The organism is Providencia sp. LY12 (assembly GCF_057621555.1).
In genome coordinates this window covers 1,499,871-1,523,467 of sequence record NZ_CM172594.1, presented here as the reverse complement: position 1 = coordinate 1,523,467, position 23,597 = coordinate 1,499,871, and the positions used below count along the sequence as shown (strand labels likewise).

General features: G+C 41.4%; 18 protein-coding genes and 1 pseudogene. 6 read left to right on the top strand and 13 right to left on the bottom strand.

Annotated features, from left to right (window positions below; genetic code table 11):
* Positions 1-167: 167 nt before the first annotated feature.
* Positions 168-974 carry an envelope biogenesis factor ElyC gene (elyC, locus tag ACY3ZI_RS07005; RefSeq protein ID WP_211885127.1) on the top strand — a complete coding sequence of 269 codons (807 nt, stop codon included), beginning with the start codon at positions 168-170 and terminating at the stop codon, positions 972-974.
* A gap of 63 nt (positions 975-1,037) precedes the next feature.
* Here the strand turns inward: elyC and kdsB are convergent, their stop codons facing one another.
* The 13 genes and pseudogenes from kdsB to seqA all read right to left on the bottom strand — a co-directional run bounded on the left by kdsB (position 1,038) and on the right by seqA (position 16,265).
* Complete coding sequence (kdsB, locus tag ACY3ZI_RS07000; RefSeq protein ID WP_154639096.1) at positions 1,038-1,784, bottom strand: 3-deoxy-manno-octulosonate cytidylyltransferase; 747 nt, start codon at positions 1,782-1,784, stop codon at positions 1,038-1,040.
* 4 nt (positions 1,785-1,788) lie between these two features.
* On the bottom strand, positions 1,789-1,968 hold the full coding sequence (locus ACY3ZI_RS06995; protein WP_036951756.1) for a Trm112 family protein: 180 nt from the start codon (positions 1,966-1,968) through the stop codon (positions 1,789-1,791).
* A 142-nt stretch (positions 1,969-2,110) separates the two neighbouring features.
* A complete protein-coding gene (locus ACY3ZI_RS06990; protein ID WP_036951758.1) occupies positions 2,111-2,326 on the bottom strand; it encodes a cold-shock protein in 216 nt (71 codons plus the stop codon).
* A gap of 456 nt (positions 2,327-2,782) precedes the next feature.
* Positions 2,783-3,757 carry a tetraacyldisaccharide 4'-kinase gene (gene lpxK, locus ACY3ZI_RS06985; protein WP_211885126.1) on the bottom strand — a complete coding sequence of 325 codons (975 nt, stop codon included), beginning with the start codon at positions 3,755-3,757 and terminating at the stop codon, positions 2,783-2,785.
* A complete protein-coding gene (msbA, locus tag ACY3ZI_RS06980; RefSeq protein WP_036951762.1) occupies positions 3,750-5,498 on the bottom strand; it encodes a lipid A ABC transporter ATP-binding protein/permease MsbA in 1,749 nt (582 codons plus the stop codon). The genes lpxK and msbA overlap by 8 nt, the downstream gene beginning before the upstream one ends.
* 35 nt (positions 5,499-5,533) lie before the next feature.
* Positions 5,534-7,846 (bottom strand): annotated as a pseudogene (locus ACY3ZI_RS06975) (DNA internalization-related competence protein ComEC/Rec2).
* A gap of 293 nt (positions 7,847-8,139) precedes the next feature.
* Positions 8,140-8,427 (bottom strand): integration host factor subunit beta, encoded by a 288-nt coding sequence (gene ihfB / locus ACY3ZI_RS06970; protein ID WP_006657810.1) that lies wholly within the window; start codon positions 8,425-8,427, stop codon positions 8,140-8,142.
* Between the two features lie 54 nt (positions 8,428-8,481).
* Complete coding sequence (rpsA, locus tag ACY3ZI_RS06965) at positions 8,482-10,155, bottom strand: 30S ribosomal protein S1 (protein ID WP_006662163.1); 1,674 nt, start codon at positions 10,153-10,155, stop codon at positions 8,482-8,484.
* 173 nt (positions 10,156-10,328) lie between these two features.
* Positions 10,329-11,012 carry a (d)CMP kinase gene (cmk, locus tag ACY3ZI_RS06960; protein ID WP_036951769.1) on the bottom strand — a complete coding sequence of 228 codons (684 nt, stop codon included), beginning with the start codon at positions 11,010-11,012 and terminating at the stop codon, positions 10,329-10,331.
* 190 nt (positions 11,013-11,202) lie between these two features.
* The gene (gene aroA / locus ACY3ZI_RS06955) at positions 11,203-12,480 is read right to left on the bottom strand and encodes a 3-phosphoshikimate 1-carboxyvinyltransferase (protein ID WP_487376727.1); all 1,278 of its coding nucleotides are present in this window, start codon (positions 12,478-12,480) and stop codon (positions 11,203-11,205) included.
* Positions 12,481-12,588: 108 nt separating this feature from the next.
* On the bottom strand, positions 12,589-13,677 hold the full coding sequence (serC, locus tag ACY3ZI_RS06950) for a 3-phosphoserine/phosphohydroxythreonine transaminase (RefSeq protein WP_211885124.1): 1,089 nt from the start codon (positions 13,675-13,677) through the stop codon (positions 12,589-12,591).
* Between the two features lie 292 nt (positions 13,678-13,969).
* The gene (pgm, locus tag ACY3ZI_RS06945; protein WP_211885122.1) at positions 13,970-15,604 is read right to left on the bottom strand and encodes a phosphoglucomutase (alpha-D-glucose-1,6-bisphosphate-dependent); all 1,635 of its coding nucleotides are present in this window, start codon (positions 15,602-15,604) and stop codon (positions 13,970-13,972) included.
* A gap of 112 nt (positions 15,605-15,716) precedes the next feature.
* Positions 15,717-16,265, bottom strand: coding sequence for a replication initiation negative regulator SeqA (seqA, locus tag ACY3ZI_RS06940; RefSeq protein ID WP_154604253.1), 549 nt, complete (start codon positions 16,263-16,265; stop codon positions 15,717-15,719).
* 222 nt (positions 16,266-16,487) lie between these two features.
* On the opposite strand from seqA, the gene ybfF reads away from it, so the two are divergent.
* The 5 genes from ybfF to ybfE all read left to right on the top strand — a co-directional run bounded on the left by ybfF (position 16,488) and on the right by ybfE (position 23,480).
* Positions 16,488-17,264, top strand: coding sequence for an esterase (gene ybfF / locus ACY3ZI_RS06935; RefSeq protein ID WP_036951782.1), 777 nt, complete (start codon positions 16,488-16,490; stop codon positions 17,262-17,264).
* A gap of 221 nt (positions 17,265-17,485) precedes the next feature.
* Positions 17,486-19,573, top strand: coding sequence for a peptidase domain-containing ABC transporter (locus ACY3ZI_RS06930; RefSeq protein ID WP_487376717.1), 2,088 nt, complete (start codon positions 17,486-17,488; stop codon positions 19,571-19,573).
* Between the two features lie 17 nt (positions 19,574-19,590).
* Complete coding sequence (locus tag ACY3ZI_RS06925) at positions 19,591-20,919, top strand: HlyD family type I secretion periplasmic adaptor subunit (protein ID WP_249215368.1); 1,329 nt, start codon at positions 19,591-19,593, stop codon at positions 20,917-20,919.
* 3 nt (positions 20,920-20,922) lie between these two features.
* On the top strand, positions 20,923-23,013 hold the full coding sequence (locus tag ACY3ZI_RS06920; RefSeq protein WP_487376712.1) for a type I secretion system permease/ATPase: 2,091 nt from the start codon (positions 20,923-20,925) through the stop codon (positions 23,011-23,013).
* A 173-nt stretch (positions 23,014-23,186) separates the two neighbouring features.
* Positions 23,187-23,480 carry a LexA regulated protein gene (ybfE, locus tag ACY3ZI_RS06915; protein ID WP_006662178.1) on the top strand — a complete coding sequence of 98 codons (294 nt, stop codon included), beginning with the start codon at positions 23,187-23,189 and terminating at the stop codon, positions 23,478-23,480.
* Positions 23,481-23,597 lie beyond the last annotated feature (117 nt).

Sequence of the window (23,597 nt, the reverse complement as noted above, 5' to 3'; positions counted from 1 at the left end):
TATCATGAGTTATTTACAGCATATCAAAACCAAGAATTATAACAGATAATCTAGCTGTTTTTGCATAGTACTTTATTTTGTATCCGATTTATTTTACATGGCATTTTATTGCTGATGCAGCTACATTTGTCCCTATTCGCTTACATTATCTTCATAACAGGCTTTCTATGTTATTTCTGCTTAAAAAATACCTTGGTTCACTATTAATGCCTCTGCCCTTATTATTGATTATTGGGGGAATTGGACTGATTTTATTATGGTTTACCCGCTGGCAAAAAAGTGGAAAATCCTTGGTGACATTAAGCCTTGTTATCATCTCGCTATTAGGGCTACAACCCATTTCTGATCGGCTACTGGCGCCCGTTGAAGGCCCTTATAATAAACGTTATGAGCTTATCACCACGAATCCACCTAAAGAGATAAAATATATTGTGGTTTTGGGCGGCGGGTTTACCTATAACCCAGACTGGAGTCCTAGCTCGAATTTGCTCAGTAACAGCTTGCCTCGAGTCACTGAAGGGGTACGTCTTTATCTGCAGCATCCCGGCAGCAAATTGATTTTTACTGGCGGTAAAGCCAGTAGCCCAATCAGTAGCGCCGAAGTCGCATCCATGGTTGCTCAATCTTTAGGAGTTCCAGCGACAGATACAATCCCGCTAACCGAACCGAAAGATACGCAAGAAGAAGCCTATGAAGTTGAAAAAATTATTGGTAAGCAGCCGTTCTTGTTAGTGACTTCAGCGAACCATTTACCCCGTGCGTTGAAGATGTTTACGAGTCGTGGAATGCAGCCTTATCCAGCCCCAGCCAATCAATTGGTGATCACCAGCGATTTGAATCCTTGGGAGCGCTACATTCCTTCCGCATTTTATTTTAGCCACAGCGAGCGGGCATGGTATGAGCTCATTGGTTCAATTTGGTGGCACTTAAAGCCCGATAACACCCAGCCAATCGAAGATAATCAGGCAGAGTAAAATACAAAGGGGAAACTTATTCAGTTTCCCCTTGTTTTATCAGACCATTATTCACACTAGAAATTATGGCTGAAATTCTTGTCTTACCAATTCGAGATCTTCTGGTGTATCCACCCCTGCGCCCGGTGCCTTTTCAGCAACCGCCACATGAATTTTCTCACCATACCAAAGCACGCGAAGCTGCTCTAGCATCTCGATTTTCTCTAATGGGCTAGCATCCCACGCGATATAACGACGAATAAAGCCAGCGCGATAAGCGTAGATACCAATGTGGCGCAAGAAAGTATCACCGATGGTCTCTTTACTCTTTGCAAATTGGTCTCTATCCCACGGAATTGTCGCTCGAGAAAAATAAAGCGCGTAACCGTCTTTATCCATCACAACCTTCACCGCATTCGGATTAAAGGCTTCTTGCGCACTATGAATAGGGACAGCGAGTGTCCCCATATTTGCCTGACTACCTTGCAAATTATGAGCGACTTGGCGAATAATTTCTGGTGGGATCAGCGGTTCATCACCCTGCACATTGACAATAATTTCGTCATCGGAAAAGCCGTAAGTGTCAATCACTTCAGCCAAACGTTCCGTGCCAGATTGATGATCGGGATTGGTCATACAAGCTTCCCCACCCGCTGCGATGACCGCTGCAGCGACATCGGGGTGGTCAGTTGCAATAATGACTCGACTGGCGCCTGATTTAATCGCTTGCTCCATGACACGAACAACCATCGGTTTACCGTGAATATCTGCTAAAGGCTTACCCGGTAATCGTGTTGAAGCGTAACGCGCAGGAATAATGACGGTAAACATAGGATTACAGTCCTTCGTCTAAAGCAACTTTACGCGCTTCGTTCTCAAGTAAAACGGGGATACCATCACGAACAGGAAAAGCGAGATGATCAAATTTGCAGATTAATTCGAGGTTTTCTTTGTTGTAACTTAGTTTGCCGTGGCAGGATGGGCAAGCAACAATTTCAAGTAAACGGTGATCCATGTTTTCTCCCAAATGGATTTAAACTCACTTGGCGTCAGGATATCACATGCAGGTATCACCGTTAACTCTATTCTTGCTTATTAAGATCTCCTGCGAAGAATGAGAGGATAGTGCAGGAGAAATATTTATGTTAAGAATTCAATTAGTAAGCGATAACGTCTCTTGCCGTTATACCATCTGAATTACGAGTAACAGAGAACTCGACGTTTTGACCTTCAGATAAAGATTTGATTTTTTTATTCGCAATTGATTTGGTTGTTACGAAGATATCATCGCCACCATTACGAGGTGAAATAAAGCCGTAACCTTCTTTTGCGTCAAACCATTTAACTTGGCCCATATGTAATTGAAAATTCATATTAAAACTCCTTCTTGTTCCGAGAACAATTTTTTATATTTGTATCATTACTCTCTACACGTTATTCCATTTATTTTGCTGAACTATTTATTTCGATCAGTTCATTCTGAACTATCTATTCAAGCCAATCTATTAACATAATTAAGAGTAATTAACTTAACCAATTTATGCATCAAATGTTTATGCATATCTTATAACGACCCAAGTGTAGGTTTCAGGCACCACACATTTACCGTGAACTTAACAGTCTATTTTGACATTATGATGACAACACGAAATAGTAGAGTAAGTAGTGTCTTGCGAGGATAAGTGACTAACTCAAGAACGGGTCGTAAAATTAAAGCTAGCAAATAATCCACTTATTAATGTATTGCAACTTGGTACATAATAAGTAGATCTGCATCACATTGCAGGTATTATTATCTGAAATTAATCCTAAAAGCAAGCTGTTTTATTTCAGATAAGTGATTTTATTTCACTTAAGATTCGTTTTTCGCCTATTTTATCAAAATTCGCTTCCACAGGAAGATACCACCAATTGTCCTGTGCAAAGGAATGACATTTGACCGCATCCTTTTCAGTCATTAGCAAATTTTGACTTGTCTCTGCTAAAGGGGCGAGTTGCTGCTGGCTATAAGCTTGATGATCAGAAAATGCATGGGTATTAATGAGCGTTAATCCCTTGCTTTCTAAAGAAGAGAAAAAACGAGGTGGATGACCTATTCCCGCCATCGCAACCACATTGTTAAGCTCAGTGACTGCGCATTTTTCGCCTGTAGCTAAGTTCACTGCCATTTCCCCTTCTAGGGACATCAGTGTTTCATTTGGGTTAGGAATACCACCATTTACAATCAAGGCATTCACTGTTTTTAATCGCCCTGCACGTTCACGCATTGGCCCAGCGGGTAACCACCAGCCATTACCAAAACGACGCTGCCCATCAATGACAACGATTTCATAGTCACGTTGCAATGCGTAATGCTGTAAACCATCGTCTGTAACAATAATATCTAATTGATAGTTATCGAGTAATGCTTTAATGGCATCACTACGTTTTGGTGCCACTGCAACAGGCGCATGAGTACGATGATAAATCAAAACTGGCTCATCCCCTGCAACTGCCGTCGTTGTTGTTTGATCTAACACTAGTGGATAATGGTCAGATTGACCTCCATACCCACGAGAAACAACCCCAACACTAACACCTTGTTTCATGAGCGATTCAACTAGCCAAATAACCACAGGGGTCTTTCCATTTCCCCCTGCAGTTAAATTCCCCACAACCACAACAGGTACAGGAGCTTTCCATGAGCGAAGTAATCCGGTTTTATAGCCGATATGACGCACTAACGTTATCAATCCATACAGGAAGGATAACGGAAGCAACAAAATATAGAGCCATGATTTACCGGACCAAATTCGCTCAATCATTCTTAAATTGGATCCTATGCAATTGTGCGTATGCCCCATTTTTCGCTAATAGCGTTGAGTGGTCACCACGTTCAATGATATGCCCATCTTGTACAACCAATATTTGATCCGCATTTTCAATAGTGGATAAACGGTGAGCAATAACTAATGAAGTTCTATTCTTCTGTAATTCATCTAACGCAGCTTGAATTGCACGCTCTGATTCAGTATCCAGAGCGGATGTTGCTTCATCTAAAATCAAGATTGGCGCATCACGTAATAATGCACGAGCAATTGCAATACGCTGGCGTTGACCACCGGAAAGCATCACACCATTTTCACCAATCATCGTATCTAAGCCATTATCCAGCTTTTGTATAAAGTCCATGGCGTAAGCCATTTCAGCGGCTTTTTCAATTTCTGCTCGGCTATATCGCCCGTCTGTCGCATAGGCAATATTATTTGCAACAGTATCGTTGAATAAATATACGTGCTGGGAAACCAGAGCCACTTGGCTACGCAATGACTCTAAGGTGTAATCACGAATATCATGCCCATCAATACGGATACTGCCCTTATCGATATCATAGAAGCGGGTAATTAAGTTAGCGATGGTCGATTTACCTGAACCCGAGCGCCCCACTAAAGCAACGGATTTGCCTGCAGGAAGCGTAAAAGAAACATCCTCTAGTGCAGGGTGTTCTTTGGTTTGATAAGTAAACGTGACTGAGTCGAACTCAATATCACCTTTCACTTGAGTCAGAACTTTCGTTCCTTCATCCTTCTCTTTTTCAGTATCTAAAATCGCAAATAACGTTTGGCAAGCTGCCATTCCACGCTGGAATTGCGCATTAACGTTAGTTAGAGACTTAAGTGGGCGCATTAACGCAAACATGGACGAGAAAACAACACCTATCGTACCTGGTGATAATTGCTCTTTAATTTCAGGGAAACTTGCTGCGTACAAAACAAACGCTAATGCAAAAGAGGCAATCATCTGAACAATAGGATCAGAAATAGCTGAGGCGCTAACCATCTTCATATTTTGACGGCGCATATTATTGCTGACTTTATCAAAACGTTCAGTTTCGACTTTCTGCCCACCAAAAATGAGGACTTCTTTATGCCCTTTAAGCATCTGCTCAGCGCTAGTCGTCACATGTCCCATACCCGTTTGCATGTTTTTGCTAATTTTACGAAAACGCTTAGAAACTACGCGGATGGTGATAGAGACGACAGGAGCAATAGCAATCAAAATCAACGACAATTGCCAGCTGTTATAAAACATAATACCAAATAACGCGATGATATAAGTTCCTTCGCGAATAATGGTAATGAGAGCACCAGATGCCGAAGATGCAACCTGCTCTGAATCATAGGTAATACGCGATAATAAAGTCCCTGTGGATTGCTGGTCAAAATAGCTCACCGGCATTCCCATCATATGACCAAATAATTTGCGGCGCATACTCATCACTACTTTTCCTGACACCCAAGAAACGCAGTATGTAGAGACGAAACTTGAAGATCCACGCACGATCATCAAGCCCAAAATTGCCAACGGTAACCACTTCAATGTGTTGTTATCCGCTTTACCAAAACCGTCATCTAATAATGGTTTCAATAAAGAAATCATAAACGCATCACCTGCGGCGTTGATGATAAGAGCAATTGCTGCAACAACTAATCCAATTTTAAAAGGCGCAATGGTTGGCCATAGGCGCTTAAATGTTTGCTTTGTCGATAGGTCTTGATCATTCATGCTTTTATTACCAGACTTAATGTAAGCGCACTATTCTACAAGGGAAATTGGCGATCACCAAACCACAGATGATACCAACGTGGATTAATTTCTTTTCTGTAACGCAAAATTTCCATTTTTTCTTTTTTAAAACATATTGTTACCTGCCCCTCCTCCGCCGTATTTAGCCACTGAATATTCTTTTTAGCATAGCGCAAATAGACTTTATCTGATGGTATTTTCCATGGGCTATATCTCGCAGAGGAAACTAGTGCCAACGTTGGCTGTACTTTTCGTATAAATAACGGTGTAGAAGATGTATTACTCCCATGATGAGGAACAAATAAAATATCCGCTTTGAGCTGCCCATCATTTTGTAATACTAGCTTTTTTTCACCTTGTTTTTCCAAATCACCCGTAAGCAATAGTCGCCGATGCCCATCACTAACCTGAATTACACAAGAGTCATTATTGTGCGATATCTCAGCTAATTTCTCGGGCCACAATACTTCGAACCTTAACATTCCCCATTGCCAACGTTATCCTTGATAACAAGGAAGATGATTGAGCTGACCAAAACTGCTACGTAGATTTAACCATGGATATGCTTCAATTAAATCGGAGATACCACCAGTATGATCAAGGTGATTGTGACTTAAAATTACGTTAATAGGCGTGATTTGATGATGCTTTAAGAAAGGGATAATTTGCCGTTTAGCGTTGCTTCCATCACGCCAGCGGTTTCCCGTATCATATAAAATCCCTTGTTGATTTTGCACCATAACCACAGCAAGCCCATGCCCAATATCCAACATGGTTAAGCACCAGTCATGCTCTTCGTGCTGGCTTTGGCTCTTAGTGAAAAATAATAAAAAACCAATGCAACTTAATAAACCAAGGTAATTTTTATACCAACCAAATAATATAATAAAAGCAAATACCCAACAAAAAAACACGGTGTAAATAGACATTGTGTTAATTTCAGTCCAAAACCCGCTTAAATATGTCAGCGGCCTTAGCCCAAACTCAAGGATATTATCTATTAATCCGAAAGCAACATTATGCCAAGCGCTAAGAGGCAACAATAGCGTGCTAAAAATAACGGGTACTACTACCCAAGTAATAAGAGGCACAAACCATAAGTTTGCAAATAAGCTCATGACATTAATGCCGTTAAACAACAATACTTGAATAGGTATTAGTAAAATCAATAAACCAATTTGCAGATGAATTAGTGGCACTATTTTTCCCATGATTGGATGACAACTCAACGTAGACGAAATGGGAAAAACACGAAACCAATACAGAATAGCTAACACAGCAAAGCTTGATAACCAAAAGCTATCGGAAAGGATGGCAAGAGGATCAAACAATAAAATCCCAGCAATACTCCATAACGCCCATTGCCACGGAAAACAGAAAAATGGCTGCTTACGAACATAAATCCAAAGTAGCAATGCAAATACAGCGCGAGTTGCTGGAATCGCAAAATTCGACAACCAAGCATAGAGTAAGGCAAATATAACGCCTGAAAATAATGGTAAATTCTCACCTATCCATTTAACAGGTAAGAAAAATTGCAATAAGCGAGCGCATAAGTAACCAATTAAATAGGCGATTCCAATATGCAATCCAGAGATTGCGATCAAGTGTGTCAATCCTGTTGATTGCAATAATTGTATATGTTCGACAGAAAGCCTTCCTCTTTCCCCAAACATTAACGCATAAATAATTCCATGATTTTGTCGTGTCGAAAGTATTTCGTCGAACTGGTCAATAATTTTTTGCCGTAGAGAACATTGCTGACCAACTTGTACTGCTTGTTTGACTTTTAGTGTACCGATGACTCGTTGAGCAATGAAATGCCTTTGCAGATCAAATCCGCCCTCATTCAGAGAAGCATGAACAGGATTTAGCTTGCCAACAACCCGCCATTGCTGCCCTGCACAGACTTTTTCATGATTATTTTGTTTTAAATTCCATGAAGCATAGAGCGGAGGAAAAATTCGTATTCCATCGACTCTGTCTATTCTCGCTCTCTTTTTAGCATCATCCTGATTGAGTGGAATGCTAACAATCGTAATATCCCATTGCCGATGAGCACTACTTAGAAAGTCGATTTTCTTTCGCACTTCAACACCATGCCAGCAAGCCCAAAGGAACCCCGCTCCCATTAATGCCAAAAATCGAATGCGCTTATTGCGCCAAATAATAACCAAAGTGACTAGCAGAATAATACCGACCACTAAATAGTGACTAGAACTAGGAATATTTTGCAAGAAAAGTAGCGGTAACGTACCGATAATCAGTGCAATAGAGGCTTCTATATAAGAGAGCGTATTTTGGTAATACTGGCTATAGTTTCCCATTGACCTTAAACCTACCCACGATTATTTCTGTGCAGATAAGTTAAAGGCATCCACTGGGATTCAATAACCCTGTAAGTAAAAATTTAAAGCGTGATTCCAAAATAATGTGTAATGCAAAAGAATTAAAAATTGAGCTGCGAAGCGCTTCGCAAAAATAGCCACAAATGATGGATTAATTAAGGTGCTCGAGAGAAATATAGGGAAAATTGAAAGGGGAGATTGCAGAAATAAAAAAAACAGCGCTATATCAATATAGGCGCTGTTTTATAGTAATAATTAAGATTTACAGTCGATTATTGGCCGTAAATATTTACACGGTCGCGTAACTCTTTACCTGGTTTAAAGTGGGGAACATATTTACCTTCCAGTTCCACTTTATCACCTGTTTTTGGGTTACGGCCAACGCGTGGAGCACGGTAGTGAAGAGAAAAACTGCCGAATCCACGGACTTCAATACGCTCGCCTTCAGCTAACGTATCAGCCATATGCTCAAGTATTTCCTTTACAGCTTCCTCAACGGTTTTCGCTGAAAGATGAGACTGCTGGCTAGCCAGTCTTTCAATTAATTCAGACTTGGTCATAGTACCTCCCTAAACTACCGATACAAAGGGGTAACCGAAGTTACCCCCACTTAATTATTCGCCTTTAGCTGCTTTGAAAGCTTCAGCCATTGCATTGTTGCCGAATGCAGTATCTTCTTGCTTGTTCACAGCTGCGACAGCGTCTTTCTCATCAGCTTCGTCTTTAGCGCGAACAGACAGGTTGATTACACGGTTTTTACGGTCAACACCAGTGTATTTAGCTTCAACATCATCACCAACGTTCAGAACCAGAGTTGCATCTTCAACACGATCACGTGAAGCTTCTGATGCACGCAGGTAACCTTCAACGCCCAGAGTCAGCTCTACAGTTGCACCTTTAGCATCAACTGCGATTACTTTACCAGTAACGATTGCGCCTTTCTTGGTTGCTGCCAGGTAGTTGTTGAATGGATCTTCAGCTAACTGTTTAACGCCCAGAGAGATACGCTCACGCTCTGCGTCGACTTGCAGAACAACAGCTGCGATTTCGTCACCTTTTTTGTAGTCACGAACTGCTTCTTCGCCTGCAACGTTCCAGGAGATGTCAGACAGGTGAACCAGGCCATCGATGCCGCCGTCCAGACCAATGAAGATACCGAAGTCAGTGATTGACTTGATCTTACCTTCAACACGGTCGCCTTTGTTGTGAGTCTCAGCAAATTGCTGCCATGGGTTAGATTTGCATTGTTTCAGGCCTAAAGAGATACGACGACGTTCTTCATCGATATCCAGAACCATAACTTCAACAACATCACCAACGTTAACAACTTTAGATGGGTGGATGTTTTTGTTAGTCCAATCCATTTCTGAAACGTGAACCAGACCTTCAACGCCTTCTTCGATTTCTACGAAGCAACCGTAGTCAGTCAGGTTAGTAACGCGACCAGTCAGTTTAGTACCTTCTGGGTAACGTTTAGCGATTGCGACCCAAGGATCTTCGCCCAGTTGTTTCAGACCCAGAGAAACACGAGTGCGCTCACGGTCGAATTTCAGAACTTTAACATTGATTTCATCACCAACGTTGACGATTTCGCTTGGGTGTTTAACACGTTTCCAAGCCATGTCAGTGATGTGCAGCAGGCCGTCAACACCGCCCAGATCAACGAATGCACCGTAGTCAGTAAGGTTCTTAACGATACCTTTAACTTCCATGCCTTCTTGCAGATTTTCCAGCAGTTGATCGCGCTCAGCGCTGCTTTCAGATTCAATTACAGCACGACGAGAAACAACAACGTTGTTGCGTTTCTGATCCAGCTTGATTACTTTGAACTCAAGCTCTTTGCCTTCCAAGTGCGTAGTATCACGAACTGGGCGTACATCTACCAGTGAACCTGGTAAGAAAGCACGAATGCCGTTCAGTTCTACAGTGAAACCACCTTTAACTTTACCGTTGATAACACCAGTTACAGTTTCAGCTTCTTCGTAAGCTTTTTCCAGCATCAGCCATGCTTCATGACGTTTAGCTTTCTCACGAGACAGAATAGTTTCACCGAAACCATCTTCTACTGCATCCAGAGCTACATCGATTTCGTCGCCAACTTGGATTTCCAGCTCACCCTGAGCATTTTTGAACTGTTCTACTGGGATAGCAGATTCTGATTTAAGACCTGCGTCTACCAGGACTACGTCTTTATCGATAGCAACTACTGTACCGCGTACAATAGAACCAGGACGAGTTTCAATATTCTGCAGGGATTCTTCAAAGAGTTGAGCAAAAGATTCAGTCATATTAATGATCTTCAAGTGTCTTATATTAACGTCCATCTAGCATCCCGCCAAATGGGGTTGTTTCACATACCCCACAACATTCCTTGTCGCAAGGTTTTAACCATGCTAGAAAATAACCAGCATGGAGGTAATTGCGTATATTATCTAATTATAAGCTAAAATAAAGCCTATTATCACGATAATTGTAGAATTTTTTTCGCGTAGGTGCGTGCTTTTTCAATAACTTCCTCAATAGACATACTTGTGGAATCCAGCACTAACGCATCTTTAGCGGCAATAAGAGGAGCAACCGGACGGTTACGATCCCGATAATCGCGCTCTTGAATTTCGGTCAAAAGTCGCTCAAAGTTAACATCAAACCCTTTCTCCTGCAACTGCTTCATCCGGCGATGAGCTCGCTCCTCGGCGGAGGCATCCAGAAAAATTTTCACTGGCGCATCAGGAAAAACTACCGTACCCATATCACGGCCATCAGCGATTAAACCGGGCATCATTCTAAATGCTCGCTGGCGTCTTAACAGTGCTTCTCGCACGCGTGGGAACGTGGCTGTTTGAGATGCGGTGTTCCCGACGGTTTCTTGCCTAATTTCATTAGACACATCTTCACCTTCGAGAATAACTTTTAAACGATTTTCTTCAGGTACAAAACGCACATCTAAATTTGCAGCTAAAGGCACTAAAGCATCTTCAGATTGAATATCGACGTGGTGATGCAGAGCCGCTAACGCTAATACGCGGTAAATCGCACCAGAGTCTAATAATTGCCATCCAAATTCATTTGCTAATGCTTGGCAAAGAGTACCCTTACCCGCTCCGCTTGGTCCATCAACGGTGATTACAGGGGCGATAGCCACCATAAAAAATCTCCTTTCCTGCAAATAGCTTCAGCTACCCGCAATTAAAATCTGTGGGAGTATTATACCTACTCATCGATATTGTGAAATACGCAGGTGAGTTTGTTACAAATAAAAATAGATGAAGGTAAGGAAAATGAAAGGAAAAAATTGGTTGATAACACATTGATGTTAATCAACCAATCCAATTCAGTTAGTGACTTAATCGTGCGAGTTGCTGGAAATAATCAGGGAAAGTTTTTGCTGTACAACCCGGATCTAGAATCGTCACAGGGGTATCGGAAAGCGCTACCAACGAGAAGCACATCGCAATACGATGGTCATTATAGGTTTCGATTTCAGCGTGTTTTATCTGGGCTGGTGGTACGACACGGATAAAATCATGCCCTTCTTCTACTTCCGCGCCCACTTTACGCAGTTCGGTCGCCATTGCATATAAGCGATCTGTTTCTTTTACTCGCCAGTTATAAATATTACGAATAACTGTCTCGCCCTTTGCAAATAGAGCGACCGTTCCGATAGTCATCGCTGCATCGGGAATAGCGTTCATATCCATATCAATGCCGTTCAGAGTGCCACGCTCACATTCAACGTAATCATCCCCCCAGCGGATAATTGCGCCCATTTTTTCCAAAACGTTAGCGAATTTCGTATCACCCTGTAAGCTGTTGCAACCTATCCCAGTGACTCGAACGACGCCACCTTTAATCGCTGCTGCTGCAAGGAAATAGGAAGCGGAAGACGCATCCCCCTCGACAAGGTACTCACCCGGGGATACGTACTGCTGCTGGCCTTTAATCACAAACTTTTGGTATTGATGATTTTCAACATCCACACCGAAGGTTTTCATTAATGCCAGCGTAATGTCGATATACGGTTTGGAAACCAAATCGCCTGCAATCGTAATGACTGTGTCCTGAGAAGCTAAAGGCGCTGCCATTAGTAATGCGGTTAAAAATTGGCTAGAAACCGAGCCATCTACGGAAATATTCCCACCAACAAAGCCACCGTTTAAGCGCATCGGAGGGTAATTTTCTTGTTCAAGATAATCAATATCAGCACCACCTTCTCTTAAAGCATCAACTAAGTGACCAATTGGGCGCTCTTTCATTCTAGGCTCGCCTGTCAGCACAATATTATTTGCGCATAATGACAGTGCTGCTGTTAATGGACGCATCGCTGTGCCCGCATTACCTAAAAAGATCTCAAGCTCACCTTGATGAGATAAACAGCCATTTATCCCTTCAACTTGGCAACGAGTTTTATCTTCAGATAATTGATATTTAACACCTAGTAGGCTTAATGCATTCAGCATATGGCGAATATCATCACTGTCTAATAAGTTAGTCAGTACCGTGGTGCCTTTTGCCATGGCGGCTAATAGAAGTGCGCGGTTGGAGACACTTTTTGATCCCGGCAGATTAATGGTGCCATTAATTGAAGAAATTGGTTGTAATGTCAGGGATTGCATGAAAAGTGATTTCTCCGATGTGATTTGCTACTTTTTTATCGTTATTTAAATTAATAAGCCGACTCGTTCTTCCTGAGCAAATCGGCTTGACTACTAGTACATCATAAATTAGGCATGATGGCGTTCAAAATCAGCCATAAAGTCGACTAACGCCTGAACACCCGCCAACGGCATCGCATTGTAAATAGATGCACGCATTCCGCCAGAAACCTTGTGGCCTTTTAGTGATAATAACCCTTGGTTTTTAGCATCTTCGATAAATGTTGCATCCAGTGCAGGGTTTTGCATTTGGAATGGTACGTTCATCCAAGAGCGGTTTTCTACCGCGACGCGGTTAATATAGAATTCACTGTCATCAATTGCGCTATACAGTAACTGTGATTTTTCATAGTTACGTTTTGCAATTTCCTGCAATCCGCCTTGCTCTTTTAACCATTTGAAAACCATACCCGCTAAATACCAAGCAAAAGTTGGCGGAGTATTGAACATGGATTCATATTGCGCAAGTACCGTGTAATCGAAAACAGATGGCGTTTGAGGTGAAGCTTTGCCTAGTAGGTCTTCACGAATGATAACCAGCGTTAAACCTGCTGGACCAATATTTTTCTGTGCACCGGCATAAATCACACCATAGCGACTTACATCGATAGGTTTAGATAAAATCGCAGATGAATAGTCAGCAACAATAATTTTGTCCGCAGGGAAATCAGGCTCTTCATGGATAGCTAAGCCACCAATGGTTTCATTCGGGCAATAATGAACATAGGCTGCATCTTTGCTTAATGGCCATTCGCTCATTGGTTTGATGCTGACAACACCGTTATTTTCTTGAACGACATCAATCACATTCGGTGTGCAATATTTTGCAGCTTCTTTCGCCGCAGATTCCGACCAATAGCCACTGACAATGTAGTCAGCTGTCGTTTTATCGCCTAACAGGTTCATTGGCAGTGTGGCAAAGTGAGCACGAGCACCACCATGACAGAATAAAACTTTATAGTTATCAGGGATATTTAATAAGTCGCGTAAATCTTGTTCTGCTTCTTTCGCAACTTCAATAAAATCCTTCCCGCGATGGCTCACTTCCATCACAGAAACCCCTAAACCTTTCCAGTTACAAAATTCTTGCTCTGCACGGCGCATGACTTCAATGGGTAACATTGCCGGCCCTGCGCTAAAATTATAAACCTGACTCATTGACCTTACCTACCTTCAATATTGTTAGTTAACATCACTCAGATACCTAAAGTTGTATCATTCCGTGCCACTAGCTGCAACGGTTATTACGTATCGATGACAAAAACAAAAGGTCAAATTTGAAGGGTAAAAAAAGAAAACAATTTTGTTAATAGCGTCACAGAATCAGCTACCGCAATTTTATGAAGTAATGTGTGCTAAAAAGGGGATAAAATCTCGAATCTGCTTTATTTTGTAGTCGGGGATTTAATGATGAAAAGCGGGCGATTACCACCCGCTTTAAAGACAATAATTAGCTAATGACTTTACTGACGATTTCAATCGCTTCTTTCTCAATCAAGTGAAGATGTTCTTCACCACGGAAGCTTTCACAGTAAATTTTGTAGGCTTCTTCAGTACCTGATGGGCGAGCGGCAAACCAACCATAGTCAGTCATGATTTTTAACCCACCAATTGATGCACCGTTGCCCGGAGCCGCCGTTAAACGCTGAGTGATTTTATCACCCGCTAATGTGTCCGCTGATACCATTTCTGGTGATAATTTGCTTAACTTAGCTTTCTGCTCGTGGGTCGCTTTCGCTTGGATACGACTGTAGATTGGAGCACCAAATTTTTCAGCAAGTTTATTATAACGCTGCTGAGGATTTTCCCCTGTTACGGCTGTAATTTCTGCAGCCAGTAGGCATAAAATAATGCCGTCTTTATCCGTCGACCACGGCGTGCCATCAAATTTTAAAAATGAAGCGCCAGCACTCTCTTCACCACCAAAACCAAGGCTGCCGTTAAATAAACCATCCACAAACCATTTAAAACCGACAGGCACTTCAATGAGTTCACGGCCAATATCATTAACAACACGGTCAATCATGGCGCTGGAAACTAACGTTTTACCTACAGCAACTTCTTTGCCCCATTGAGGGCGGTGTTGGAATAGATAATCAATAGCAACAGCAAGATAGTGGTTAGGATTCATTAACCCGCTTGGGGTGACAATACCGTGGCGATCATAATCTGGATCGTTCGCAAACGCTAAATCAAACTTTTCCTTCATGCCCAGCAAGCCTGCCATCGCCCAACGGGATGAACAGTCCATGCGGATCACACCATCGTGGTCTAATGGCATAAAGCGGAATGTTTGGTCTAGCTGGTCATTAACAATTTCAATATCTAATTGATAATACTCTGCAATTTTTTTCCAGTATTCAATACCGGAACCACCCAGAGGGTCGACACCGATTTTTAACCCTGACTTTTGGATAGCTTGCATATCCACCACTTCACCGAGCGCGCGAACGTATGGCATCACCAGATCTTGTTCTGTGACAAAACCGCTGGCCATGGCATCAGCAAAATCTAAGCACTTCACGCCATCCAGATCGGCTGCAAGTAACTGATTAGCATTCTGTTCAATAACCGAGGTTAAATCTGTATCTGCAGGACCACCGTTAGCTGGATTATATTTAATCCCGCCATCTTCTGGTGGGTTATGGGATGGTGTGATTACGATGCCATCAGCAACGTCTTGATGTGCTTTGTTATAGCTTAAAATCGCGTGGGAGATAGCCGGCGTTGGGGTAAAACCGTTATCTTCTTGAACAATAACATGAACTTGGTTAGCGGCTAATACTTCAATCACCGACATAAAGGCGGCTTCTGACAGCGCATGGGTATCTTTACCCACATAACAAGGCCCTGTTACCCCTTGCTGCTTACGCAGATCCGCTATCGCTTGAGCGATTGCCAGAATGTGGTTTTCATTAAAGTTTTTACGCAGTGAGCTACCACGATGCCCAGATGTCCCAAACTTAACAGCCTGAGAAGACACATCGGGATCTGGCTGTTGGGTATAATATTGAGCCGTTAACTGAGCAACGTTAATCAAATCACTTTGAAATGGAAGCTGCCCTGCTCGTTCATGAATTGCCACTTGTTATCTCCCAAAGCACTGATGCTTAGCGTGAAACACCAGTGACTTCACAATGTTTAGATGACTATCGAGATTAGATAGTATTACTAAGGTTAAATTGTATTTACCAAAGTTAAATCGTATTGCCAACTTTTTCGATGACATTCGCAGGAAAGTTCATCTCTTGCATAATCGCATCAATCATACTGCGCTTGCGATTGGTATTGGTGTTAGTGATCACCCAATACGGCGTGCCGGGTATATGGCGAGGTTTTGATTGCTTGCCCGCGGCCAGTAATGTTTGCTCATCACCCGCAAAATAAACACGGGTACGGCCATGCATGGATTCTGTTGCGCTCTCAAAGCTTTTCGCATCTAAGCTATATAGCGTTGAAAGAATTAGCATAAAGCGATCAATCGCCTTATTTTTCTCTGCATAAGCATCAGATAATAATAATTCTCTGATCACTCTCACAGGGTTTTGAGCAACCACCTTGGTATTCATCACCGGCGCATCTTGCGGTGCTAACGGTGCTACACTCACTTCTTTTGCGGGTACTGGCTGCTGCGCGGATTTGAAATTTAGCATACGGCGTAAAATATCCGATGCACTTTCACCGATATGCTGTGTGTGACTTGCAATATAGCGGTAAAGCTCTTCATCAACTTCTATCGTTTTCATTTTTTCCCAGTACTTTCTTAATCTAAAATTCGCGCCAGATTATAAGCCAGATTTAAAAAAAACAAAACAATTAAAATTTCAATAACTTAAAACAAACAACGAGTTAAGTTTCATGGGATTTCAGTAGGTTACCTTGTTATGATTATACAGATTTGGTTTTTTGGCATCACCATGCCATGATAAGTCTTCAATCTGACAAACAACATCAATCGTAGTCCAAATATGACCGAATTACTCAATTATACAATCCATAAACCTGAAAATCCGATCACCGTCACCCCCGTCGTTTTGATCCATGGACTCTTTGGTGACCTGAATAATTTAGGTGTTTTAGGTCGTGACTTACAAAACTATTTCGATACTATTCAAATCGATGTGCGCAATCATGGTGACTCATTTCGTTCTGACGAAATGGAATACCAACAGATGGCCGAAGATGTGATTTCACTCGTAAAATCCCTTGGTTACGACAATGCCATTCTTATTGGACATTCTATGGGTGGAAAAATTGCCATGGCTGCCAGTGAAATAGCACCTGATTTCATCGAAAAAATTGTGGCCATCGATATCGCACCTGTCGCTTACAACGTTCGCCGCCATGACGAAATTATTGCAGCGCTAGAAGCAACAACTCAAGCGCACGCTAAAACCCGTCAAGAGGCTAGCGGCATTATGCGCAAATTCATTCCCGAAGAAGGTGTCATTCAATTCTTACTAAAATCCTTTAAACAAGGTGAGTGGAAATTCAACCTTTCGGCAATCAAAGCTAACTATGAAAAGATCATCGGGTGGAAAACGGTGCCTGCATGGGATAAACCCGTGTTACTGATCCCCGGCGGAAACTCACCCTATGTGCAAGCCGAGTACCGCGACAGCATTGCAGCTCAGTTTCCTCAAGCCAAAGCTTGGGTGGTTGCTGATGCTGGGCATTGGGTTCATGCCGAAAAGCCGGAGCATGTACTACGAGCGATTCACCGATTTTTAGCTATTCACGACTAATCTATCCGCCTTGACTCCTACAATCCTGATATTGAATATTCAAATCTTCAATATCAGGATAAAAGACATCCACTAAATATATTCATATTCAAATAATAAGACGAACTTCAATACACTTGTAATTATGATGACTGTATTATCTACCTTGACTAAATAATTATATTTTTCAAATCGATATATACACAGGCATTATTAAATATACAGGATGATGAATATACACAATGGAAAGTGTCAAAACACAATCAACATTATATTTTATTAGCGTTATTGCAAAACTTTCTGGCGAAATTGATTATGATGATTTCAAACAGAAAACAGAGAATATAAATCAAATTCAAGATTATATTAAAACAATAAAAGATAATTATCAGATTAAATGCAAGAACAAGCATCAGCGCGATAAAAGTATCACAAAACTACCATTCCCTACCATTCTTTATGATAACAATGGTCACGCTTTTCTGTTAGCTAATCATAATCAAGAACAAGTACTCATTCAGCGTTTTGGTCATCCTGCACCTGAAATATGGAGCCATGAAGAGCTACAGAAAAATTGGAATGGGAATTGGCTTCACGTCAAAGTTAAACAAGGAAAATTCGATATTTCATGGTTCCAAACGGAATTTATGAAGTACCGTACAATTATCACTTGGGTATTAGTTTTCTCTTTTATTTTACAAATATTAGCGCTAGCCTCCCCCATTGTGATGCAGGTTATTATGGATAAGGTACTTATTCATAATAGTTTATCAACCTTGGATGTTTTAATTTTCGGTTTAATCGTCGCGGCGATTGTTGAAGTCATATTAAAAGGGTTACGAGAGTATATTTATAATCATACCGTCAATCGAATTGACATGACGTTAGGATTAAAGTTAGTTAATCACTTATTGCACCTGCCTATTTCATTTTTTAAAAATCGACAAATTGGCGCCATTGTTACTCGAGTTAAAGAATTGGAAACTATTCGCGAATTCTTAACCAATAGCTTTTTCACTCTGTGTGTCGATGTTCTGTTCTTGTTCGTTTTCATCTATGTAATGAACTTGCTTTCCAGCACCCTCACTTTACTTTTCCTCTGTTCTATTCCTTGTTATTTATTGGTCGCTTGGTGGCTCACACCGAAAATTGAAGCCGCAGCTCAGCAACAATTTGCCAATATTGCAGTGAATACCTCATTCTTGACAGAAAGCGTTAATGGGATTGAAACCGCCAAGAGCTTATCCATTGAGCCAAGCTTTACCCGTCGGTGGGATAAACAAACGGCAGATATGAGCCAAACCAATTTTGTGTCTGGGCAAATCAGTTCACGCTCTGAACATATTGTCATGGTCATTGAAAAGGTGACGAGCGCTATCATTTTATGGGTTGGTGCATCTGAAGTTCTTGCACTGCAATTGACTATTGGGCAATTCATTGCCTTTCATATGATGGTCAATCATGCAAACCAGCCTCTCGTAAAACTGGTCAAATTATGGGGAGATTATATTCGAACCAAAGTGGCAGTAGAAAAGCTGTCACAGATCATTAATCTTCCGCAAGAACAGAGTAAAAAAGGAAATGAATCTCGACTCAGTGGCAATATTCAATTGCATAACATTAGCTTCCGTTATCAACCTAATATGCCGACCGTCCTCAATAACTTTAACCTTTCAATAAAAGCCGGGGAAACCATCGGTATTGTCGGGACATCGGGATCAGGGAAAAGTACGCTAGCACGATTAATGTTGCGTTTATATACCCCAGAGCAAGGGGGGATCTATCTTGATGGAATGCCGATTTCATCGATTAATCTACCATCTCTACGACAACAAATTGGCATTGTTTTACAAGAAAATTTCCTATTTCATCAATCTGTTTTCGATAACATTGCACAAACTCGTCCCAATGCCTCAATGGATGAGGTTGTGATTGCCGCAAAAATGGCGGGTGCCCACGATTTCATCCTTAAATTACCGATGGGCTATGACACCATTTTAGCTGAAGGCGGATCCTCTCTTTCTGGAGGGCAGCGCCAACGCATCGCCATTGCCAGAACACTGTTGTCGGATCCGAAGATCATTATTTTCGATGAGGCCACCAGCGCCTTAGATGATGAATCCCAAGCTATCATCCAAGAAAATATGCAAGAAATAGCCAAAGGACGTACCGTAATTACTATTGCCCACCGCCTTTCGACGATCCGTAATCACCAGAGAATTATCGTAATGCAGCAAGGGCAAATTGTTGAGCAAGGCAGCCATCAACAATTAATCGAGAACAATCAATTCTATACACATTTATGGACGCTTCAGCAGTCTCTTAAATAATGACACGGATGTTAACCATGAAAAAAAAACCAGCGCTCTCTCGCTATAATAGTTTTCTACCTGCACATTTATCTATTCTAAAAACACCGCCTTCTTATTTGGCATTTACCATAGCCATCAGTATTAGTGTTGGTATTTTTATCGCTATTGCTTGGTCTTATTTTGGCAAATTAGATGTTCAAGCGACTACTCAAGGAAAACTCATCGTTTCGGGTCGCACCCAAACCATTCAAGCTTTTGAATTAAGCCGCTTACAGCAAATTCACGTTGAAGATGGGCAACAGGTAAAGCAAGGGGATCCACTGCTCAGCGTTAAAGTATTAGGCGTAGACCAAGATATCCTTAGTCAGCACTACCAAAAAAACTTTCACGCCAGTGAAGAAATGATCCACCATGCCCTACTCAACCAGCAATCCATTGAAATTTCTGCTTATTACAGCCAGCTATCAGCTGCTGAGCAAGCTCAAGCACAACTCAGCTATCAAACCATTAAAAAAGAGTATGAAACCTTACTCAACGAAATAACCAATGAAATTCAGCTTAATCGCGTTAACTTTCAAGCAAGAGAACGAGAGTTAAAAGACATCAATATCTTAATGAATAATATTAAAAAACGGCTCGATGCGCATACCGCCCTGAGTCAAAAACAGTTAATCAGTCAAAAAGAATTTTTAGAACAGGAGCGCGAATTACTGCTCGCAAGAAAAGAAAAAACCACCAAACAATCCGAACTCTCTATATTAAATAGCCAACATCATGCTTTGCTCGAAAAGCAAGATAGGATTAATGCGCAAAAACACCAAGAATGGCATGAGAAATATCAGCAAGCTAAATTCAAATTTGTTTCTCTTGAACAGGAATTGATTAAAAACCAAGAGAGAAATCAGCTTGAAGTTATTCGTGCTCCAGTAGATGGGACCGTGCAACAAATTGCGGTTTATACCCTTGGAGCTGTATTACAACCAGCACAGCAATTGATGGTTATTGTGCCCAATAATCATGTGCAATTAGCTGAAGTCAAAATACTCAATAAAGATATCGGCTTTATTCAAGAAGGTTTAAAAGCGGATGTCAAAATTGACGCCTTCCCTTATACCCGCTATGGGACTATCGAAGGCGAGGTATTGTCCATTTCCCGCGATAGCACGCAAGATGACAATCTCGGTCTCGTTTATTTAGCGCAAATTGGTTTAAGCAGCAAACAGCTATTGGTGGAAGGCGAGCAAATTGAAATGACTCCAGGCTTGTCTATTGTCGCTGAAATAAAAACAGATAAACGGCGATTAATTGATTACCTGTTAAGCCCAATAAATGAATATACCGCCACAGCCATGAGAGAGAAGTAATCGATGGAACAGCAAAATAACAATGGCTTGGAAGCCTTAATATGGATTGCTAATCATTTTCAAAAAAATGTCACTCAAGAACAATTAATGCATGCCATTGGTATGCAGAATGACTCCCCCACAGATTTTGAAATCAGACAATGTGCACAGATTATTGGTTATGAAACAGAGCTCATTTCTCTCACTCGACAACAGATGCAGGATATTCCATTACCTGCTTTGGTGTTGATTAATCAACGCTGGCATATTATCACCCAAAATTCACCACTCACCGTGATTTCCCCTAAAGGAGACGGTGAGGAATCATGGGATAAATCCACCAAATACAATTACTCCGTCATTTTAATTAAAGAGCAGTTGGAGAAAGAACAAAAAAGAGCGTTTGGCATCAGTTGGTTTATTCCATCTATTATTCGCCAACGTTTTAAACTCAAAAATGTCTTTATTCTTGCCGCAATTGTGCAATTTTTTGCGCTGGTAAGCCCTCTACTATTTCAAAACTTAATCGATAAAGTACTTGTCGGGCGCAGCTTGCCTAATTTACATGTTCTTGCTTTAGGCATATTAGCCATTGCTATTGCAGAGCCTGTTTACAGCTTTATTCGTAATAAAGTTTTTAGCCATACCAGCACCCAAATTAGTGCTGAACTTTCGGGGAAAATTTATCGTCATTTAATGGCTCTCCCTCTTAATTATTTTAAATTAAGGCCAACAGGGAAAATTATCGCCCGCGTCCGTGAATTAGCCCATATTCGCCAATTCTTAACTGGCTCAACCCTGATGCTGTTTATTGATTTTATCTTTGTGATCCTTTTTATTGCGGTCTTATTTTCGTATAGCAGCGTGATGACATGGACACTGGTAGGCTCGATGGGCGTCTTTTTTGTTCTGTGGATGATCTTAGGTCCAATCATTCGCCAGCAAACTGAAAAATCCTACCAAGCCGATGAAAATGGGCTCACATTTTTAACTGAATCAATAACTGGAATCGAAACCGTAAAAACGACGGCAACTGAAAAATACTTTTTTAAGCGCTGGCAAAAATTACTCAGTCAACAGTTGATACAAGGTTTCAAAGTGTCCATGCGTAGCGTGGTCGCGACCCAATTGATGACATTAGTGAGCAAAATAACCACCGCTGTTTTATTGTGGATCGGCGTAAATGAAGTATTAGCGGGAAACATCAGCCCCGGTGAACTTGTTGCTTTTAATATGTTAAGCGCCCACGTTACTCAGCCTATTCTACGCTTTGCTCAAATTTGGCAAGACTTCCAACATACCATCATATCTCTACGTCGCGTTGGCGACATTCTTGATAAACCTATAGAAAATGAACGCCAAGGCATTGCTAGCTCAAGCACCATTCAAGGGGAAATTGAGTTTCAAAATATCCGCTTTCGCTATCAACCAGAAACCCCTGAAGTGCTAAGTAACCTGACTTTATCCATCAAAGCCGGAGAATTTATTGGTATCACAGGGCCATCTGGTTCAGGAAAAAGTACCCTCACCAAATTGTTACAACGGCTATATATCCCTCAACATGGGCAAGTTATTGTGGATGGAATGGATTTAGCGGTGACAGATACTGTGGCGCTACGCCGCCGAATGAGTGTCGTCCTTCAAGAAAGCACCCTTTTTGTAGGAACAATTGCAGAAAATATCCGATTAAGTTACCCACAAGCGAGCGAACAGCAATTAATCCATGCAGCAAAACTGGCGGGAGCCTATGAGTTTATTATGTCTCTGCCTGAAAACTTTAATTATCATTTATCTGAAAAAGGATTAAATCTCTCTGGTGGTCAACGTCAGCGTATTGCGCTTGCTCGGGCTTTAATTACTGAACCTGATATTTTAATTCTCGATGAGGCCACTTCTGCGCTGGATTATGAATCAGAATCCGCCATCATGAAAAGCATGCCGTTAATCACGCAAGGCAGAACTGTGATTAGCATTGCGCATCGTCTCAATACCATTATGAACGCCGATAAAATTTACGTGATACGAAATGGTGAGGTCGCCGAAGCGGAAACTCATCAGAACCTTCTAAAACTGAATGGCCTTTATGCCAATTTATGGCAACAACAGACGCGTTAACCTGAATAAAAAAGCATCACTTACTCTTTGGGTGATGCTTTTTTCTTAAAAGTGCTTTTTTTTTAATCTATTAAATGAATTAGCGGGGTATGCACCTATGGTACTAGGGGTTCAGCTAGGGTATCATTGCCCGCTGAATTACTGGCACACCCCTTCCGTTAGCAATAGTAGATATGGCAAAAGAACAAACTGACCGCACCACACTGGATTTGTTCGCAGAAGAACGCAGGCCTGGGCGACCAAAAACTAGCCCGTTGTCGCGGGATGAACAATTACGAATCAATAAACGAAATCAGCTAAAACGGGACAAAGTCAAAGGGCTACGTCGAGTTGAGCTGAAATTAAATGAAGACGCTGTCGCGGTCTTAAACCAATTAGCTGAAGAGAAAAACATAAGCCGAAGTGAGCTAATTGAAGAAATTTTGATGGCTCAACTTGAGCAGGTTAGTGAGACAATTGATCACTAGCCGTATCTGGGTAAATCACACAAATTTGACAGACTAACACTGTTTTTTTCGCCAAAATAAGGCGCAAAATTTTACCTATTTTCGTTCTATTTTTAGTTCTAGCAGAATCGGTAATTT

Bases quoted from the DNA above. Each gene is read 5' to 3' on its own strand.
- ACY3ZI_RS06930 (WP_487376717.1), top strand. From the start codon at position 17,486: ATGGAAAGTGTCAAAACACAATCAACATTATATTTTATTAGCGTTATT.
- ACY3ZI_RS06925 (WP_249215368.1), top strand. From the start codon at position 19,591: ATGAAAAAAAAACCAGCGCTCTCTCGCTATAATAGTTTTCTACCTGCA.
- ACY3ZI_RS06995 (WP_036951756.1), bottom strand. From the start codon at position 1,968: ATGGATCACCGTTTACTTGAAATTGTTGCTTGCCCATCCTGCCACGGC.
- kdsB (WP_154639096.1), bottom strand. From the start codon at position 1,784: ATGTTTACCGTCATTATTCCTGCGCGTTACGCTTCAACACGATTACCG.
- rpsA (WP_006662163.1), bottom strand. From the start codon at position 10,155: ATGACTGAATCTTTTGCTCAACTCTTTGAAGAATCCCTGCAGAATATT.
- cmk (WP_036951769.1), bottom strand. From the start codon at position 11,012: ATGGTGGCTATCGCCCCTGTAATCACCGTTGATGGACCAAGCGGAGCG.
- ybfF (WP_036951782.1), top strand. From the start codon at position 16,488: ATGACCGAATTACTCAATTATACAATCCATAAACCTGAAAATCCGATC.
- aroA (WP_487376727.1), bottom strand. From the start codon at position 12,480: ATGCAATCCCTGACATTACAACCAATTTCTTCAATTAATGGCACCATT.
- elyC (WP_211885127.1), top strand. From the start codon at position 168: ATGTTATTTCTGCTTAAAAAATACCTTGGTTCACTATTAATGCCTCTG.
- ihfB (WP_006657810.1), bottom strand. From the start codon at position 8,427: ATGACCAAGTCTGAATTAATTGAAAGACTGGCTAGCCAGCAGTCTCAT.
- msbA (WP_036951762.1), bottom strand. From the start codon at position 5,498: ATGAATGATCAAGACCTATCGACAAAGCAAACATTTAAGCGCCTATGG.
- ACY3ZI_RS06990 (WP_036951758.1), bottom strand. From the start codon at position 2,326: ATGAATTTTCAATTACATATGGGCCAAGTTAAATGGTTTGACGCAAAA.
- serC (WP_211885124.1), bottom strand. From the start codon at position 13,677: ATGAGTCAGGTTTATAATTTTAGCGCAGGGCCGGCAATGTTACCCATT.
- seqA (WP_154604253.1), bottom strand. From the start codon at position 16,265: ATGAAAACGATAGAAGTTGATGAAGAGCTTTACCGCTATATTGCAAGT.
- ACY3ZI_RS06920 (WP_487376712.1), top strand. From the start codon at position 20,923: ATGGAACAGCAAAATAACAATGGCTTGGAAGCCTTAATATGGATTGCT.
- lpxK (WP_211885126.1), bottom strand. From the start codon at position 3,757: ATGATTGAGCGAATTTGGTCCGGTAAATCATGGCTCTATATTTTGTTG.
- ybfE (WP_006662178.1), top strand. From the start codon at position 23,187: ATGGCAAAAGAACAAACTGACCGCACCACACTGGATTTGTTCGCAGAA.